Raw genomic sequence first — 14,869 nt, forward strand, 5'->3', positions numbered from 1 at the left:
CATTTATAAATAGTGAGCAATGATAACAATCTATAAAAAAGAGGCTACTGTATATATGGTGGCAGAGAATAAGCTGGATGCCAAGGATTATGAAAACTTGATACCGGTCTTAACAGAACATATAACTGCATATCAGGAAGTTTCCTGGTACATTGAAATGCAAAATTTTGAAGGCTGGACGGTAAGTGCCTATTGGAAGGGCATTGAATTAAATCTTCCGAATGAAACGCATTTAAAGCGTGTTGCTTTAGTGGGTAGCGTTAAATGGCAGGAGCAATTTACCGAGGCATTGCTTCCTTTTTCAGAAGCTCATATAAAATTTTATAAGCCAGAAGAAAAAGACGATGCCAAAGAATGGATAAAAAAAAATAGTAAAAAATGAAAAAAATACAACTAAAAATTCCAGTTATCCTTCCGCAAGTTCCAAACGAAAAAGATACTTGTGTTGAGCGGCTTATAAAAGAATTACAGGCTAAAGAGGGCATCGAAAAAGTACACGTTGCCGATACAAAGGAAGATGACACACCACAGCTCTGTTTTCATTATGACCCCGATATCATTTCTATAGACCGCATTCAATCCCTCGCCGAACGGACTGGTGCTGAAATTACCGAAAAATACGGGCATTTGCTCATTGAGGTTAAAGGAATCAGACATACAAGACAGGCACGTTCCATAGAGAAAAGTCTTTTGGCAATCAATGGGGTTTTGGAGGCTTCCGTTTCGGCCTCTGGAATGGTGCGCCTTGAGTTTGATAAAAAGCAAACAAATTTTGATGAAATAAGTAAACAGATTGAAAAGGAAGACCTTCAGGTTAAGCGGAGTTCTTCAAACGAAAATAATTACACCGAAGCATCCAAAAAAAAACAGGAACGTTCAAAGAAGGAAGATACTAAAGAGCAAACTTCCACAGAGGGCCACGAGCACAAGGAGGGCGAGACCCACGAGGAAGGAGAAGAGCACGCCCACGGTGGGGTTTTCGGTAAAAATACGGAGCTTATTTTTTCCATTATCTGTGGGGCACTTCTCGGGATAGGTTTCGGGCTTTCTTATGTGGAATCCATCCCGGATTGGGTCAGTCTTACTTTGTACATTGGCGCGTACTTTTTCGGTGGTTTCTTTACGGCCAAGGAAGCGGTTCAAACTGTGGCCAAGGGTGGTTTTGAAATTGATTTTTTAATGCTGGTCGCTGCCATTGGTGCCGCCATTCTGGGAGAATGGGCAGAAGGTGCACTGTTGTTGTTTTTATTTAGCCTTGGGCACGCCTTGGAACATTACGCAATGAACAAAGCAAGAAAAAGCATTGCCGCGCTTGCAGACCTTGCACCAAAAACAGCCTTGCTTAAAAAAGATGGTAAGACTGTAGAAGTTGGGATTGAGAAATTGAGTATTGGCGATATTATAGTGGTCAAGCCCAATAGTAAAATATCCGCAGATGGCGTCGTGGTCAACGGAAAAAGTAGTGTAAACCAAGCACCAATTACTGGGGAAAGTGTACCTGTGGACAAAATCCCTGTGGAAGATAAGGACAGAAACTATTCGGCAGACGATGATATCAAGGATGAAAACCGTGTGTTTGCTGGAACTATCAACGGTAATAGTATGTTGGAAATTAAGGTAATCAAAGAAGCCAAAGACTCTACCCTGTCCCGATTGGTTAAACTGGTCAACGAGGCGCAGACCCAAAAGTCCCCCACACAGCTGTTGACCGATAAGTTTGAAAAATACTTTGTGCCATCCGTACTGATATTGGTTGGTGTCTTGCTCTTTGCCTTTCTGGTCATTGATGAACCGTTTAGTGCCAGCTTTTACCGTGCAATGGCGGTATTGGTAGCTGCAAGTCCCTGTGCTCTGGCCATTTCAACACCAAGTGCCGTATTGAGCGGTGTGGCGCGAGCAGCGCGTGGTGGTGTACTCATTAAAGGTGGGAGACCGCTGGAAGATTTGGGCGAATTGACCGCTTTGGCTTTTGATAAAACAGGCACGCTTACCGAAGGCAAGCCCAAACTTACCGAAGTAGTACCATTGGGGGATATTGAAGAAAATGAACTGTTAAAGATAGCCGTTGCCGTTGAAAACTTGAGCGACCACCCTTTGGCCAAAGCCGTCGTAAGGGATGGGAAAGAGCGTCTGAAAGGTACTGATATTATCGATGCGTCAGATTTGGAAGCAGTTCTCGGAAAAGGTATCAAAGCTTCTTTGGGCAAGGATAAAATCTATATTGGAAACCTTGACTTGTACGAAGACCTCGATGAAGCAAAACCATCCGAAGATATATCGAATAAAGTAAAAGAACTTGAAGGTGGTGGAAATACTACGATGCTCATAAGAAGGAACAAAGAATATATAGGTATCATCGCCCTGATGGACACCCCACGGGAAGCGGCCAAGGAAACACTGAAAAAATTAAAGGAAATCGGTATCAAGCGGATGATAATGCTAACCGGGGATAATCAAAAGGTTGCCGATGCCGTTGCTAAAGAAATTGGGTTGACCGATGCCTGGGGAAGCCTGTTGCCAGAGGAAAAAGTAAATGCCATTAAAAAATTAAAAGAACAGGAATCCAAAGTCGCAATGGTAGGCGACGGTGTGAACGATGCCCCTGCAATGGCAAACAGCACCGTAGGTATCGCAATGGGTGCAGCGGGCAGTGATGTGGCCTTGGAAACTGCGGACATTGCCCTAATGGCTGATAAACTGGAAACACTGCCCTTTGCCATAGGTTTGAGCAGGAAGGCAAAGGCCATTATCAAGCAAAACCTTTGGGTCAGCCTCGGTATTGTGGCATTGCTTATCCCATCGACCATTATGGGTTGGGCCAATATTGGTATTGCAGTGGTCATCCACGAAGGCTCAACATTACTTGTGGTTTTTAATGCGTTAAGGCTTTTGGCTTATAAGAAATAAATTTAATAAAAAGGGTTGCTTTTGAATCAAGGTTAAAATGACCAAAACGGAAAAAATATTATCATATCACGGTATTCGCCCTACTAAAATGAGGTCGAAGATATACAAGTTCCTGAAAAGGAAACAAAGTGCCGTGTCCTTTTCCGATTTGAAAAAGGCTTTTGTTCAAAAGAGCGAAACCAATAAAACAGCAAACAGAACTACCTTTTATCGCAACCTCAAAATTTTTGAGGATAAAAGGCTAATTCATCAGATTAATGATGGGGTCGGAGTGGCAAAATATGCGATTTCTGATGAAAACGCCAAAGTTAAATATGGTATAGATTTACATATGCACTTTCATTGCACCGATTGTAGGAGAACAATCTGTTTACCGAATAAGATATCGGAAGAAAGCTTGCCAGACGATTATGAAGTGAGCGATGTGAATCTGGTATTAAAGGGAATATGTGAAAAATGCAGGCAAAAATAACAGGTGGGAGTTCCAGAACTCTGAACCCTTGCGCCCAATGGTCAGGTTCAGGTTTCTTCCACCTTCTCTAACTTAAAAAATATTATGGTAGAACTAAAAAAATCCTTGGGTACGCTTCGACTTACGTTTTATGGTGTTGGCACAATTGTGGGCGCAGGAATCTATACCGTGATTGGCGCGGCAGCTGGACAGGCAGGAACCGATATTTGGTTGAGCTTTATTTTTGCGGCAGTTGCAGCCAGTATTTCTGCAATGTCTTATGCAGAATTATCATCTACCTACCCCAATGCAGGCGCAGAATTTATATTTGTAAGGAAAGCATTTCCAAAAATCGACATTCCTTCCTTTCTTACGGGTTGGACCGTTGCCTTCCATAGTTCGGCAACAATTGCAGCCGTACTATTGGCATTTTCGGGATATTTCAATACCTTTTTTGAAGTACCGGGATTATTGATAAGCTATGGTGTACTGCTGCTGCTTGCCCTGATAAGTGTTACAGGAATCAAGAAATCATCTACTGCTAATATTATAATGGTCAGTATTCAATTGTTAGGTTTGCTCATTCTTATCTTTATAGGCCTTAAAGAAACAGGCCTGCCAAAAGCTGAAATTTTTCAAATCAACTCATTCTCTGGAACACTTGCGGCTACGGCAACTTTGTTTTTTGTCTATACTGGCTTTGAACATATGGCATCTTTGGGTTCAGAAGTTAAAAATCCAGGAAAAACAATTCCTCGTGCCTTTTTGCTGACAATGGTAATTACCACTATCTTTTATTTACTCATTTCTTTTACGGTACTTAACATAGCTGACCCTTTAGCTATTTCAAAGGTAGATTCGCCATTGTCCTTGGCAGCATCCAACCTTAATGCTTGGTTGCCTGTTGTCTTGGCTGTTGCTGCTCTCTTTGCCACGGCCAATGCAGCGTTTAGCGGTATTATTTCCATAAGCAGGTTGTTGTTCGGAATGGCAATCGTGGGCGAGCTTCCAAAATTTATGACCAAAGTAAATGCACAAAAAGTACCTTGGGTAACCACATTTGTGGTTATGGCTGCGGTGGGTTGTTTTTTGCTATTGGGCGATATTAAAATTGTAGCTGGGATGTCTTCTTTGGGTGCGCTACTTGTATATGTTGCCGTAAATATTGCACTTATAATTTTGCGTTTTAAAGAACCAAAACAGAACAGACCTTTTAGAGTGCCATTGTCCATCGGTAAAGTTCCAGTACTGCCCATTTTGGCCATATTGGTTAGCCTTACTCTAATTATTCAATATGATGGATTGGTTTACGCTGCCTTTGTAGGTGCGATAATAGTGGGAATAATACTCGATTATTTTTTGGATAAAAGACCGAAAAAAGACGTAGATGCTGAAAAAGAAAATGAATTGTTTAAACACTAATACATTTTTATGGACTGGACATTTGAAGAATTTAGAACAGAGCTTGACACCCTTAATCCAGCGGTACGAAAAAAGGCAATCGAAATTGCGAATGACTTAATAGAAAAGGAAGGTCTTTCACAAGATTTAGCCATCAAAAAAGCAATTGTTATGGCTGAAGAATGGTTTTATGATTTGGAAGGTTAATCTTTAAAATTTTGGACTCCTTTAATTTTAAAATAGATGATAAAAATTAAGAAATTATCAATTCCCATACTAGTAGGGTTCGCCATAGGTGTATTTATTATTCAACCCTTGGGAATCACTATTTTTAACTATGGAAATCAAGCTAATGAAATTAATTGGCTGCAATATTTGAAAAGTAATTTAGTCGAAATTTTGAATATAAACGGGAATCAAATTGTCGAGAATATTCTGTTTGGACTGTTAGGTGCAAGTGTTGCATTGATTTTTTATTTAGGTAAAATGGAAAAGAATATCGATAATAAGTGACAATTATATTTTAAAATTAAATAATCTGCGATATATGAAGTGGCCAATAAATGCACTTCCATAGCACTATATATTTCATTAAATTGATAAAAAAATAAAATTATGATACAGTTTGTAAATTCTAAAAACGAAAATTTAATTGCCGCAAAATTGGAAGGCAAAATATCTACAAGCGATGTAGAACTGATACATTCCCGAATTGATGAAATCCTGAACAGCAACCAGAAGGTTGATTTCTATTTTGAAATGCACGATTTCCACGGTTACGACCTGCAAGGTCTTTGGGCAGATATTAAAGTAGACAACTCCCATCTTTCCGATTATGGCAAAATGGCATTTGTGGGCGAAAGGAAATGGCAAGAATGGGCTGCCAAGGCAACCGATTTCTTTACCGGTTCAGAGGTAAGATATTTTGATTTAAAAGATAAGGAACAAGCCAAGCAATGGATAAATTTATAATAAAATAAAATGAGCAAGAAAAAACAAAATCTTCGTGATATCAATACCGAAGAACATAAAGGAGAACACGCACACGACGATGGCCACAACCATAGCGACCCGGAAAGTGTAGGAAAATTTAAAACCTATCTACCAGCAATTTTCAGTTTTGTGATGCTGATTATCGGTATCGCTATGGACTATTTTGATGTTGCATTTTTTAAGGATTGGGTACGTATCGTTTGGTATGTAATAGCATACCTTCCAGTAGGTTTTCCCGTGATAAAAGAAGGCTGGAACAGCATCATAAAAGGCGATTTCTTTACGGAATTTCTTTTGATGTCCATTGCTACCATTGGAGCATTCGCCATTGGCGAATATCCCGAAGGTGTGGCAGTAATGCTTTTTTACGCAGTGGGCGAATTGTTCCAAAACGCAGCGGTCAATCGAGCCAAAAGCAATATTAAAGCCTTGCTCGATGTAAGACCTAATGAAGCTTTGGTTTATCGAAACAACGATTACATTTCTGTAAATCCTGAAACCGTTGAAATTGGCGAAAAAGTACAGGTTCGTGTGGGCGAAAAAATTCCTTTGGATGGGGTGTTGCTATCAAAAAAAGGCTCGTTCAATACAGCAGCCTTGACAGGGGAAAGTAAACCTGATACTATTGCAAAAGGCGAAAAGGTGTTTGCCGGAAGTATCAATCTGGATGGTGTGATTGAAATTGAGACCACCAAAGAATTTAAGGACAGTTCCATTGCCCGAATTCTCGATATGGTGCAGAATGCAACAGCTCGTAAATCGAAAACCGAATTGTTCATTAGAAAGTTCGCAAGAATCTATACACCTATTGTTGTCTTTCTTGCGATTGGATTGACGTTTATACCCTACTTTTTTGTGGACGATTATATCTTTAGCGATTGGTTATACAGAGCCTTAATTTTTCTTGTGATTTCTTGTCCTTGTGCTTTGGTTATTTCTATTCCTTTAGGTTATTTCGGAGGATTGGGAGCAGCTTCAAAAAATGGCATTCTGTTTAAAGGAGCATCGTATTTGGATGAAATGACAAAGGTTAATACCGTTGTTATGGACAAAACCGGAACCGTGACCAAAGGTGTGTTCAAAATCAAGGAAATAAAAGCCATTGATTGGAATGAGCCTGAATTTATGAAATACCTAATGGCGATGGAAGAACAATCTACCCATCCCATTGCCAAGGCAATTATGGAATATAAAGCCGATGGCGAAGATTTTCAAGCTTCCGAAGTAACTGAAATAGCAGGAAAAGGTCTAAAGGGAACAGTAAACGGTAAAACCGTATTGGTAGGTAACAAACCATTGATGACGTCAAACAACATCGAAGTTCCATCTGAAACCGACAACATAGTAGAATCTATCGTGATGGTTTCCATTGAGGGCAAATTTGCTGGTTATGTAATTATTGCAGACGAGTTGAAGGATGATGCTCACGAAGCCATCAAACAAATCCGTGAATCAGGAATTACCAAAATAATAATGCTTTCGGGCGATAAGGATTCTATTACGCAACAAGTCGCAAAAGAAATGGGTGTAGATTGGGCAAAAGGGGGTTTGCTTCCAGAAGATAAATTGAAAGAAGTCGAAAAGCTGATGTCCGAAAACAACAACAAAGTAGCTTTTATTGGAGATGGCATCAATGATGCACCCGTATTGGCGGTTAGCGATGTAGGTATTGCAATGGGTGGATTGGGTAGTGATGTGGCAATAGAAACTGCAGACGTTATCATCCAAACAGACCAACCGAGCAAAATTGCAAAGGCTATAAAAATTGGTAAATCCACACGTCGCATCGTTTGGCAGAACATTATTTTAGCATTCGGAGTAAAAGCAGTTGTTTTAGTATTGGGTGCAGGAGGTCTGGCAACGATGTGGGAGGCGGTTTTCGCAGATGTGGGCGTGGCTTTATTGGCAATATTGAATGCCGTAAGGTTACAGAAGATGGAATGGAAGAAATAGATATATAAATAAAACAATAGTATATGTCAGAAAATCGAAGGAAAAGACGTCTGAAAGAGAAAAGTAAAGTACAAACTGAAAAAACTGTCATTTCTAAAAGGGATAAAATAATATGGATTGGTGTTATAATCATATTTGTATTGTTTGTTTTGTTTATTTTATTCCTGCTTTTCTTGAAATACTTTATAACTATTTAGATACAAAGCTATTATAGAGGGTTATTTAGAAATAACTAAAAAGGATGTATCAAAAACAAAGAAAAAAAAGAAATAAGAAAGTTGGTAAATCCAATAATCAAATCACAAGGAAAGATAAGTTCAATGGTATTCTTGCAATATTATTTGTGATAATATCCGCGTTGTTATTGTACTATTTTGTGGTAAAAGGGAATATTCATAAACATTAACTGTTGTATAGACTATAATGTTCATAATGTTCGTTCGTAATGAAACAAGATAATCTATTGCTCTCTATTTCGAATACGCTCATCCCTAAATTCAGCATAATAGCCCGACATTTTATACGATTTGGCGTGCTGTGTTTGCTTAACAAAGGATAGGGTCAGTTTAATCATATAAGGCGTTTGATGATGTTGTACAATCACCGATTCAGCATCATCCTCACTTTGTATGGGGTCAAAATGTTTTACTTCCAGTTTCTTTTGTTCTTTATAAATATTCGATTCTTTGACCCATTGTTCAAGCTGAAAATCAGTTACATTATCCGTAGAATAAATAGATTTATTAGCATACAAACAAGTTAAAATATTTAAATACTCAATATCTTTTTCATTCATAGGAATGTTACTGAATTGTTTTTTATTTCCAATTTTATAGACTTTTGGGTCATACATTATAAGTAGCAAATCTGGTGCTAATGGGTAAAAAATCTGTAATCCCTTACTTGCCATTCCATTGTGTCCGAAGGGAAATTTTCTTGATTCCAAAAACTGATTATATTTCGAAATAGGATTGTCGCTTGTTATCAATTCATTTGAAGTAGTATTTCGAATCAGCTTGATTTGCATATCCATCATCATAGGTAGACTATTAAGAAGTAAGTCAAGTTTTTTTTTCTATTGCATCTTCGTATGCAAAAAAATGAGTATCATAATCAAAATTTTTAAATTGAGGTTCGAGCTTCATTGCCGTTTTCATAATTGTATCTATCATATGATTAAAATCTTCAACATTCGACTTGGTGCGATACGCTTGAAGAAGGATAAATAGCCAAATAAGATAATAATTATCAGATTTATCCTTTGGCAACTCTTTTGTTTGAACCACCCTATTTAGAATTAATGAGCTCTGATTTTCAATAGTCCCAAACCATTCTTCCCTTTCCAAATCCTTGCCATAGAAATAATCTTCTTGGGCTTGTCCTTCCAAATTTGCTTTATGGATGATTCTACCTGTATCCTTTAGACAGAGCTTAATTATTTTCGTGGAATCATTTAAACTAAAGTATCGTAAATAAAATTTCGGGACATAGTGTTGTTTTTTCTTATTGGCCATTATGAAAAAATTATTTAGATTGTAAAAATAAGAATGACAAATTTTAAGAAAGACAAAAAGCTAATTCATTTTATAGATTTTGTTTACATAAGCCATTGCAACCCATTCCCCTGCATTCCGTAAAAAACTCCATTACGGTAAATGCGCTTCATTAAAAAAATCTTGGACAAAACTCCAAAGATTCCGATTTACATTACGTTAATCCCGAAAAAAATCGGGAAACACTTCATTCCAAATCTCCATCTTTGAAGTTCAGTCCGCTTTAAACCCTACTGCATTAGGACAATCCATTTTCATAATCCGTTCAGCACATTCCCCTACATTCCGCGAAAAGCTTCATTTCAGGAAAAGAGCTTCCCTGTAAAGGTCTTGGACAAAACTCCAAAGATTCCAATTCCATTCCACTTGACCACTTCCTGAAAAAAAAGGGAAGCGGACAAACTCTATTCCATCTCCATTTTCGAAGTTAAGTCCGCTTTAAATCCTGCAAAGAATCATATACAGCTTTTAAATCCCGTTCAGCACATTCCCCTGCATTCCGCGAAAAGCTACATTGCGGGAAAAGAGCTTCACTGCAAATATCTTGGACACAATACCCAATTTCTACTTTCCATTCCGCTAACCCGGTCCGTCCCGATAGCTATCGGGACTGGAACGGGACACTTCATTCCCAATCCGAAATTGTGAACGGAGTCCGCCAAATCGGAATTCCATTTAATCATTTGGTGCCACTTCCTATGTTTTCGTACTTCACAAAAGTCTTTAAACCTCCATCCGCACCCTCGCCGTTATACCCTTTTATTGCCAGCAAAATACCAACATTTGGAAGTTGAACGGACTGCATAAACCGCTACGCTGCGCTTCACTTTTTATAAGTCCTTATCAATTCCAAATATTGAAAATGTATCAGCAACAAAAAAAGGTAACAGCGAGGGCGCTATGGGAAGTAAATCTAAAATGAATCTTATGAAATCTTACAAAAACATCAAAAAGGAAGCGGCACCGAAAAAAACAAAAAAGGAAAACGCTCAAGATATAATAAGTAAATCACTTCAAAAAAATATAACAATAAACTGTCTGAATAGTTCAGATAGCAATTTTAATTAATTCTTAAATATTTTATTATGAGCACTTTAAAAAATCACGTACAGTTAATCGGAAACGTTGGACAAGAGCCAACCATTACAAACCTTGAAAGCGGTAAAAAAGTAGCCCGTTTTTCACTCGCAACAAACGAATATTACAAGGATGCCAAAGGCAAAAAGCAAACAGAAACCAATTGGCATACGGTTGTAGCTTGGGGCAAGACTGCAGAAATCGTTGAGAAATTTGTCGAAAAAGGCAAAGAAGTTGGAATATCGGGAAAACTAAAAACTCGAAGCTATACAACTGATGATAACGAACAACGCTATGTAACGGAAGTTGTAGCCGATGAAATCCTATTACTCGGAAGCAAAAACGACAAGTAATCATAAAAATCCAAGAGGGCACAGATACCAGTTTTCAATTAGTTCGTGCCCTCTTTTAATTATTCACTTATAAAATAAATGAACAATGAAAGCACAAGTTAACGAAATCAAAGAAGGATTGCAACATTTTCACGGAACGGAAATGTTTTATCAAATCCCATTATTAAGAACACGTTTTACGGACGGACTAAAATATCTTGCTAATGTGGCAGATTGTTTTTGGCTCATTACGGACACTTCTGTAATTGCAAAAAGTCTAATGAACCGAAGTGAGTTTATCACAATAGACTTTAAAAGATTATCCGAAGATGAACAGGATTATACAGGATACGAAGCTGAAATTATATACACCGATGGCAATGATATTGTTTTAGAAAAGCACGGGTATAGAGTGACTGATTTTCCACTCGATGAATTGCGGTTATTTTTTGTAAATAATACGCTGATGTTGCCAAGTGAATATTAATATCTAAAGCTATGGTATATCTCAATTTTACGGATCTGAGCGAAGAAGCTCAAAACCGGCTTTTAGAAGATTCTAAAAAGGATGTGAAACGAAAATTTGGCGATAGTATTCGGCAATACGTAAGAGAAAATTATACCTGTTTTGAAACGATGGTAGAGGAGGAAGCATTACGAAATTTATATTCCTATACTTTCATATTCAACATCTAATTTTCTAAACTTAATAATTAAAGCACCTCTAAATTTTAGAGGTGTTTTTCTATGCAATTAATATATAGTCAAGAAAAAAACGTATCTTTATTGCGCTGAAATTCAGCATTCAAATTTAAGTAGGGTTATCCACTTTTCGACTTTCGCCGATAACCGTACACATCGAAAAATAACATATCGGAAAATCATTTTCCCTGAAAATGGCAATCGGCTTTTTAGCCGGATTGTATGGATTTTTGTCACGCTTGCGCGTGACGAAAAGGAATAGCAAGAGGGTAACACGCTGCGCGATGTTTCGGATTCCTTTTCGTTTTCAAATTGCTGATTACCAGCGATTTGAACATATTTTAATTTCCTAACAATCAGCGATTTGCGACAAATGGGCTGTGAATGCCCATTTTTAGGGAAGATTTTGCGACAAATCGGCGAAATATGGACTCATTTATTGGAATTAGATTTAAAAAGGAAACTGCAAAACGTTTCCAGAATTTCTCACGCACTTACTTCAAATCGCACACCGAGGCAATGGCTACGATGCTCGATTTTTTCTTCTACAACGAAATTTCGCCAAAAGAAAAACTAGGACCGACAGGGCGAACTATCGAAGCAAAACTTCTCAAAAGAATAAATGCCGTTATCGCCATAATGCGAGATGTAGAAAAGACACAAACCAAACCCACGGTGGCGATGATTCAATCCCTTTTTGAAATGGAAGAACCTGCAAAAAAACCTTTGATTGTTGAAAAGAAATATGCCGAAGAAAAGAAGGAAGTCCGCTTTCGCGAAAAGCAGAATCCGAATAATCAGCTATAAATATTTGAACTATGTATATCACAATCACAGCTCAAAAAATGGGCGGTAATTATAGCCAAAGTTCAGCGGATTTTGTAGGCTATTTAGAGAAAGAAAATGAAGGTTTAGAACAACCAGATATAGAACACTTTTTCAACCAATATGGCGACGAGATTTCAGCTGAAGAAGTGGTCAAAGAAATTGATGGAAACACGGCAAAATTGAAAAAGAAAGAGCCCAAGTTTTATTCGATTACAGTCAGCCCATCAAAGTATGAATTACGAAAACTTCAGAACAATAGTCAAGATTTAAAAACTTACACTCGTGAGCTGATGAAAGATTATGTTGCCAGTTTCAATCGTGAAATCAATGGACGACCTATATCAATAGACGACATAAAATACTACGCCAAAATTGAGCATCAAAGAACTTTCAAGGGGACGGACTTTCAGATAAAAGAGAACCAACCTTTCGCCACAAAAATACTTCAGCTCAAAACGGATATCCGAAATGTTCAAGAAGGACGAGCTGAAGGGAATATCAAGAAAATGGAAAAGGAAATTGCCAAATTAGAACGACAAGCACCACATCAACAAAACGGAAAACGAATTGTCCAGGGAATGGCGAAAGATGGAAACCAAAGTCATATCCATATTATCGTGAGCAGAAAGGATGCCTCAAATTCTGTAAGTCTTTCGCCAGGAAGTAAACACAAAGCTTCTGAAGTTGAAATGCACGGAAAAAAAGTAAAACGAGGTTTTGATAGAGATGCATTTTTCGCGAAAGCGGAAAAAACTTTTGATAAGACGTTTGGATATAAGCGCAATTACGCAGAGACCTACAAAGCTAAAAAGACCTTTGTAAAGAATCCAAACCTATATTTTTCCGCTTTGATGAAATTACCTGCCAATGAAAAAGCATTGGCTTTTAAAATGATAAGCAAATCAGGATTGCCCATAGTGCCGAGTATTCCAGTAAGTCAGGCACAAATAGCACTTCGGGTCTTTAAGCGATTGAGACGTGGCGCAGAAGTGGCCATAAAATCAAGTTCAATAGGAATCTAACGAGTATGCAGATAGACAATCTCATAATGACACTTTCAATTATTGGTCTGGCCAGTATGGTTTTCTATGCAACGTTTCGGATATCAAAATATGCGTTTCTTTTAAATAGCATACTGCTTTTAGTTCTCGTGTTCTATTTGTCCGAAGGAAATGAATTGATATCTATATTGCTCTATTTGGTTTGTCCGCTAATGCTAATTAATACAGGACTTTATGTTTTTTTACATAAAACCGAAAGCCCAAAAAATGGCGATAGCAAATACCAAGTTAATTTTGCCACCACCAAAGGAAATTTCAAATTAGACAATATTAAACGTGGTGCATCCATCATCGGTTCTGCGGGAAGTGGTAAGACCGAAAGCGTGGTTTATGGATTTTTAAAGCATTTTAAAAAAGAAGGTTTTTGCGGAATAATTCACGACTATAAAGATTTTGAATTGACAGAAATGGCATATCCGCTTTTCAAGGATAGTGATATCCCATTTAGGGTCATTTCCTTTGATAAAATCATCCACAGGGTAAATCCTATTGCGCCACGTTATTTAGAGAACGAGGAAAGCGTAAATGAGGTGTCAAGGGTGTTAATCGAAAACCTTTTAGAGCAAAGAGAAAGCGGAACAACTGGCACGACAAAATTCTTCAACGATGCTGCGGAAGGTTTGATTGGTGGATTGATTTGGAAATTAAAAACGGAATATCCAAAATACTGTACGTTACCCCATTTGATAGCTGTTTATCAATTTCTCGATACTAAAAGTTTGATTCAGTTTCTGGAAACCAACACCACCTCAAGGGCAATGGCAGATGCATTTATAAGTGGCAAGGATTCTGAAAGACAGACTGCTGGTGTTAAAAGCACCTTGGCAAATGCGCTGAAACGAATTAGTACACAGCGCATTTTTATGGCATTGTCCGCAGACGAAGTGCCATTGAATATCAATAGCGAGGAAAATCCAGCGGTAATTTCGATAGTCAACAACCCAAAATTTGAAACGTCCTATTCGCCAGTAATAGCTACAATTATACACACCATTACAAAGCAAATGAGCGTTCGGAATTCTAAACCGTCGTTCTTGCTGATGGAAGAAGCACCGACCATTCGTTTGTTGAATATGCATCGTATTCCAGCTACATTGAGAAGCTATAATATCTCTACAATTTACGTGATGCAGGATAAAATTCAAAACGATATGATGTATGGCGATAAAGCGAGCAAAGCTATTTTAAGCAATCTTTCCTACCAGTTTTTCGGAAAGGTAAATGACCCGGACACCGCAAAATATTACGAACGCTTTTTTGAAATCATTAAAGACCCAACCAAGAGTATCAGTCGGGGACATAACCTCGATTTTGACACAAGAGTTACTACAGGCGAAAAAGAAATCCCAAAGATTCGGGCGGACGTATTTTTCAGATTGAAACAGGGCGAGTTTATCACGTATGCTGATGGTAGAGATAAGAAGGTGCAGTTTAAGTTAGCAGATATTCAAAGGGAACTTCCTAATGAAACTAATCCGTTTTCTAAAGCTGATTTAGAAGCTAATTTTGAACGGGTTTATGATGAGGCGCGGTCTATATTTAAGTAAAACAATTCGCGCCTTGCCAATTATATATTATTCATATGATAATTTTAATACTCATTTAGTGAGT

14 protein-coding genes and 1 pseudogene are annotated in these 14,869 nt (G+C 38.0%); 13 read left to right on the top strand and 2 right to left on the bottom strand.

The window, feature by feature from the left end:
* Positions 1-19 precede the first annotated feature (19 nt).
* From ACFFVB_RS10590 to ACFFVB_RS10620, 7 genes are all read left to right on the top strand, one after another.
* Entirely contained in the window at positions 20-382 is a 363-nt protein-coding gene (locus ACFFVB_RS10590; RefSeq protein ID WP_027126745.1) for a SpoIIAA family protein, read from the top strand.
* Positions 379-2,907, top strand: coding sequence for a heavy metal translocating P-type ATPase (locus ACFFVB_RS10595; RefSeq protein ID WP_027126744.1), 2,529 nt, complete (start codon positions 379-381; stop codon positions 2,905-2,907). The genes ACFFVB_RS10590 and ACFFVB_RS10595 overlap by 4 nt, the downstream gene beginning before the upstream one ends.
* 37 nt (positions 2,908-2,944) lie before the next feature.
* Positions 2,945-3,379, top strand: coding sequence for a Fur family transcriptional regulator (locus ACFFVB_RS10600; protein WP_092132089.1), 435 nt, complete (start codon positions 2,945-2,947; stop codon positions 3,377-3,379).
* 84 nt (positions 3,380-3,463) lie between these two features.
* The gene (locus ACFFVB_RS10605; RefSeq protein WP_092132091.1) at positions 3,464-4,780 is read left to right on the top strand and encodes an APC family permease; all 1,317 of its coding nucleotides are present in this window, start codon (positions 3,464-3,466) and stop codon (positions 4,778-4,780) included.
* 9 nt (positions 4,781-4,789) lie between these two features.
* Positions 4,790-4,966 carry a DUF2188 domain-containing protein gene (locus ACFFVB_RS10610; protein ID WP_166643315.1) on the top strand — a complete coding sequence of 59 codons (177 nt, stop codon included), beginning with the start codon at positions 4,790-4,792 and terminating at the stop codon, positions 4,964-4,966.
* Positions 4,967-5,374: 408 nt separating this feature from the next.
* On the top strand, positions 5,375-5,731 hold the full coding sequence (locus ACFFVB_RS10615) for a SpoIIAA family protein (protein ID WP_026451360.1): 357 nt from the start codon (positions 5,375-5,377) through the stop codon (positions 5,729-5,731).
* 9 nt (positions 5,732-5,740) lie between these two features.
* Positions 5,741-7,705 carry a heavy metal translocating P-type ATPase gene (locus ACFFVB_RS10620; RefSeq protein ID WP_026451359.1) on the top strand — a complete coding sequence of 655 codons (1,965 nt, stop codon included), beginning with the start codon at positions 5,741-5,743 and terminating at the stop codon, positions 7,703-7,705.
* A 460-nt stretch (positions 7,706-8,165) separates the two neighbouring features.
* On the opposite strand, the pseudogene ACFFVB_RS10625 reads toward ACFFVB_RS10620, so the two are convergent.
* Positions 8,166-8,747: pseudogene (locus ACFFVB_RS10625) on the bottom strand (DUF4238 domain-containing protein); the annotation flags it as partial.
* Between the two features lie 19 nt (positions 8,748-8,766).
* Positions 8,767-9,219 (bottom strand): DUF4238 domain-containing protein, encoded by a 453-nt coding sequence (locus ACFFVB_RS10630; protein ID WP_382382716.1) that lies wholly within the window; start codon positions 9,217-9,219, stop codon positions 8,767-8,769.
* Positions 9,220-10,343: 1,124 nt separating this feature from the next.
* Between ACFFVB_RS10630 and ACFFVB_RS10635 the strand changes: the two genes are divergently transcribed.
* The 6 genes from ACFFVB_RS10635 to ACFFVB_RS10660 all read left to right on the top strand — a co-directional run bounded on the left by ACFFVB_RS10635 (position 10,344) and on the right by ACFFVB_RS10660 (position 14,805).
* Positions 10,344-10,688 (top strand): single-stranded DNA-binding protein, encoded by a 345-nt coding sequence (locus tag ACFFVB_RS10635; protein ID WP_026451357.1) that lies wholly within the window; start codon positions 10,344-10,346, stop codon positions 10,686-10,688.
* Between the two features lie 85 nt (positions 10,689-10,773).
* Positions 10,774-11,154 (top strand): DUF6876 family protein, encoded by a 381-nt coding sequence (locus tag ACFFVB_RS10640; RefSeq protein ID WP_026451356.1) that lies wholly within the window; start codon positions 10,774-10,776, stop codon positions 11,152-11,154.
* Positions 11,155-11,165: 11 nt separating this feature from the next.
* A complete protein-coding gene (locus tag ACFFVB_RS10645; RefSeq protein WP_026451355.1) occupies positions 11,166-11,363 on the top strand; it encodes a hypothetical protein in 198 nt (65 codons plus the stop codon).
* 432 nt (positions 11,364-11,795) lie between these two features.
* Positions 11,796-12,176, top strand: a complete 381-nt coding sequence (locus ACFFVB_RS10650) for a BfmA/BtgA family mobilization protein (protein WP_382382717.1) — start codon at positions 11,796-11,798, stop codon at positions 12,174-12,176.
* 11 nt (positions 12,177-12,187) lie between these two features.
* Positions 12,188-13,219, top strand: a complete 1,032-nt coding sequence (mobB, locus tag ACFFVB_RS10655) for a MobB family relaxase (protein ID WP_382382718.1) — start codon at positions 12,188-12,190, stop codon at positions 13,217-13,219.
* Positions 13,220-13,224: 5 nt separating this feature from the next.
* On the top strand, positions 13,225-14,805 hold the full coding sequence (locus ACFFVB_RS10660; RefSeq protein ID WP_382382720.1) for a type IV secretory system conjugative DNA transfer family protein: 1,581 nt from the start codon (positions 13,225-13,227) through the stop codon (positions 14,803-14,805).
* Positions 14,806-14,869: the final 64 nt, after the last annotated feature.

Source organism: Formosa undariae (assembly GCF_042427615.1).
Lineage (GTDB): Bacteria > Bacteroidota > Bacteroidia > Flavobacteriales > Flavobacteriaceae > Formosa > Formosa undariae.

Bases quoted from the DNA above. Each gene is read 5' to 3' on its own strand.
- ACFFVB_RS10610 (WP_166643315.1), top strand. From the start codon at position 4,790: ATGGACTGGACATTTGAAGAATTTAGAACAGAGCTTGACACCCTTAAT.
- ACFFVB_RS10630 (WP_382382716.1), bottom strand. From the start codon at position 9,219: ATGGCCAATAAGAAAAAACAACACTATGTCCCGAAATTTTATTTACGA.
- ACFFVB_RS10600 (WP_092132089.1), top strand. From the start codon at position 2,945: ATGACCAAAACGGAAAAAATATTATCATATCACGGTATTCGCCCTACT.
- ACFFVB_RS10645 (WP_026451355.1), top strand. From the start codon at position 11,166: ATGGTATATCTCAATTTTACGGATCTGAGCGAAGAAGCTCAAAACCGG.
- ACFFVB_RS10605 (WP_092132091.1), top strand. From the start codon at position 3,464: ATGGTAGAACTAAAAAAATCCTTGGGTACGCTTCGACTTACGTTTTAT.
- ACFFVB_RS10660 (WP_382382720.1), top strand. From the start codon at position 13,225: ATGCAGATAGACAATCTCATAATGACACTTTCAATTATTGGTCTGGCC.
- ACFFVB_RS10590 (WP_027126745.1), top strand. From the start codon at position 20: ATGATAACAATCTATAAAAAAGAGGCTACTGTATATATGGTGGCAGAG.
- ACFFVB_RS10620 (WP_026451359.1), top strand. From the start codon at position 5,741: ATGAGCAAGAAAAAACAAAATCTTCGTGATATCAATACCGAAGAACAT.
- ACFFVB_RS10635 (WP_026451357.1), top strand. From the start codon at position 10,344: ATGAGCACTTTAAAAAATCACGTACAGTTAATCGGAAACGTTGGACAA.
- ACFFVB_RS10615 (WP_026451360.1), top strand. From the start codon at position 5,375: ATGATACAGTTTGTAAATTCTAAAAACGAAAATTTAATTGCCGCAAAA.
- mobB (WP_382382718.1), top strand. From the start codon at position 12,188: ATGTATATCACAATCACAGCTCAAAAAATGGGCGGTAATTATAGCCAA.
- ACFFVB_RS10595 (WP_027126744.1), top strand. From the start codon at position 379: ATGAAAAAAATACAACTAAAAATTCCAGTTATCCTTCCGCAAGTTCCA.
- ACFFVB_RS10650 (WP_382382717.1), top strand. From the start codon at position 11,796: ATGGACTCATTTATTGGAATTAGATTTAAAAAGGAAACTGCAAAACGT.
- ACFFVB_RS10640 (WP_026451356.1), top strand. From the start codon at position 10,774: ATGAAAGCACAAGTTAACGAAATCAAAGAAGGATTGCAACATTTTCAC.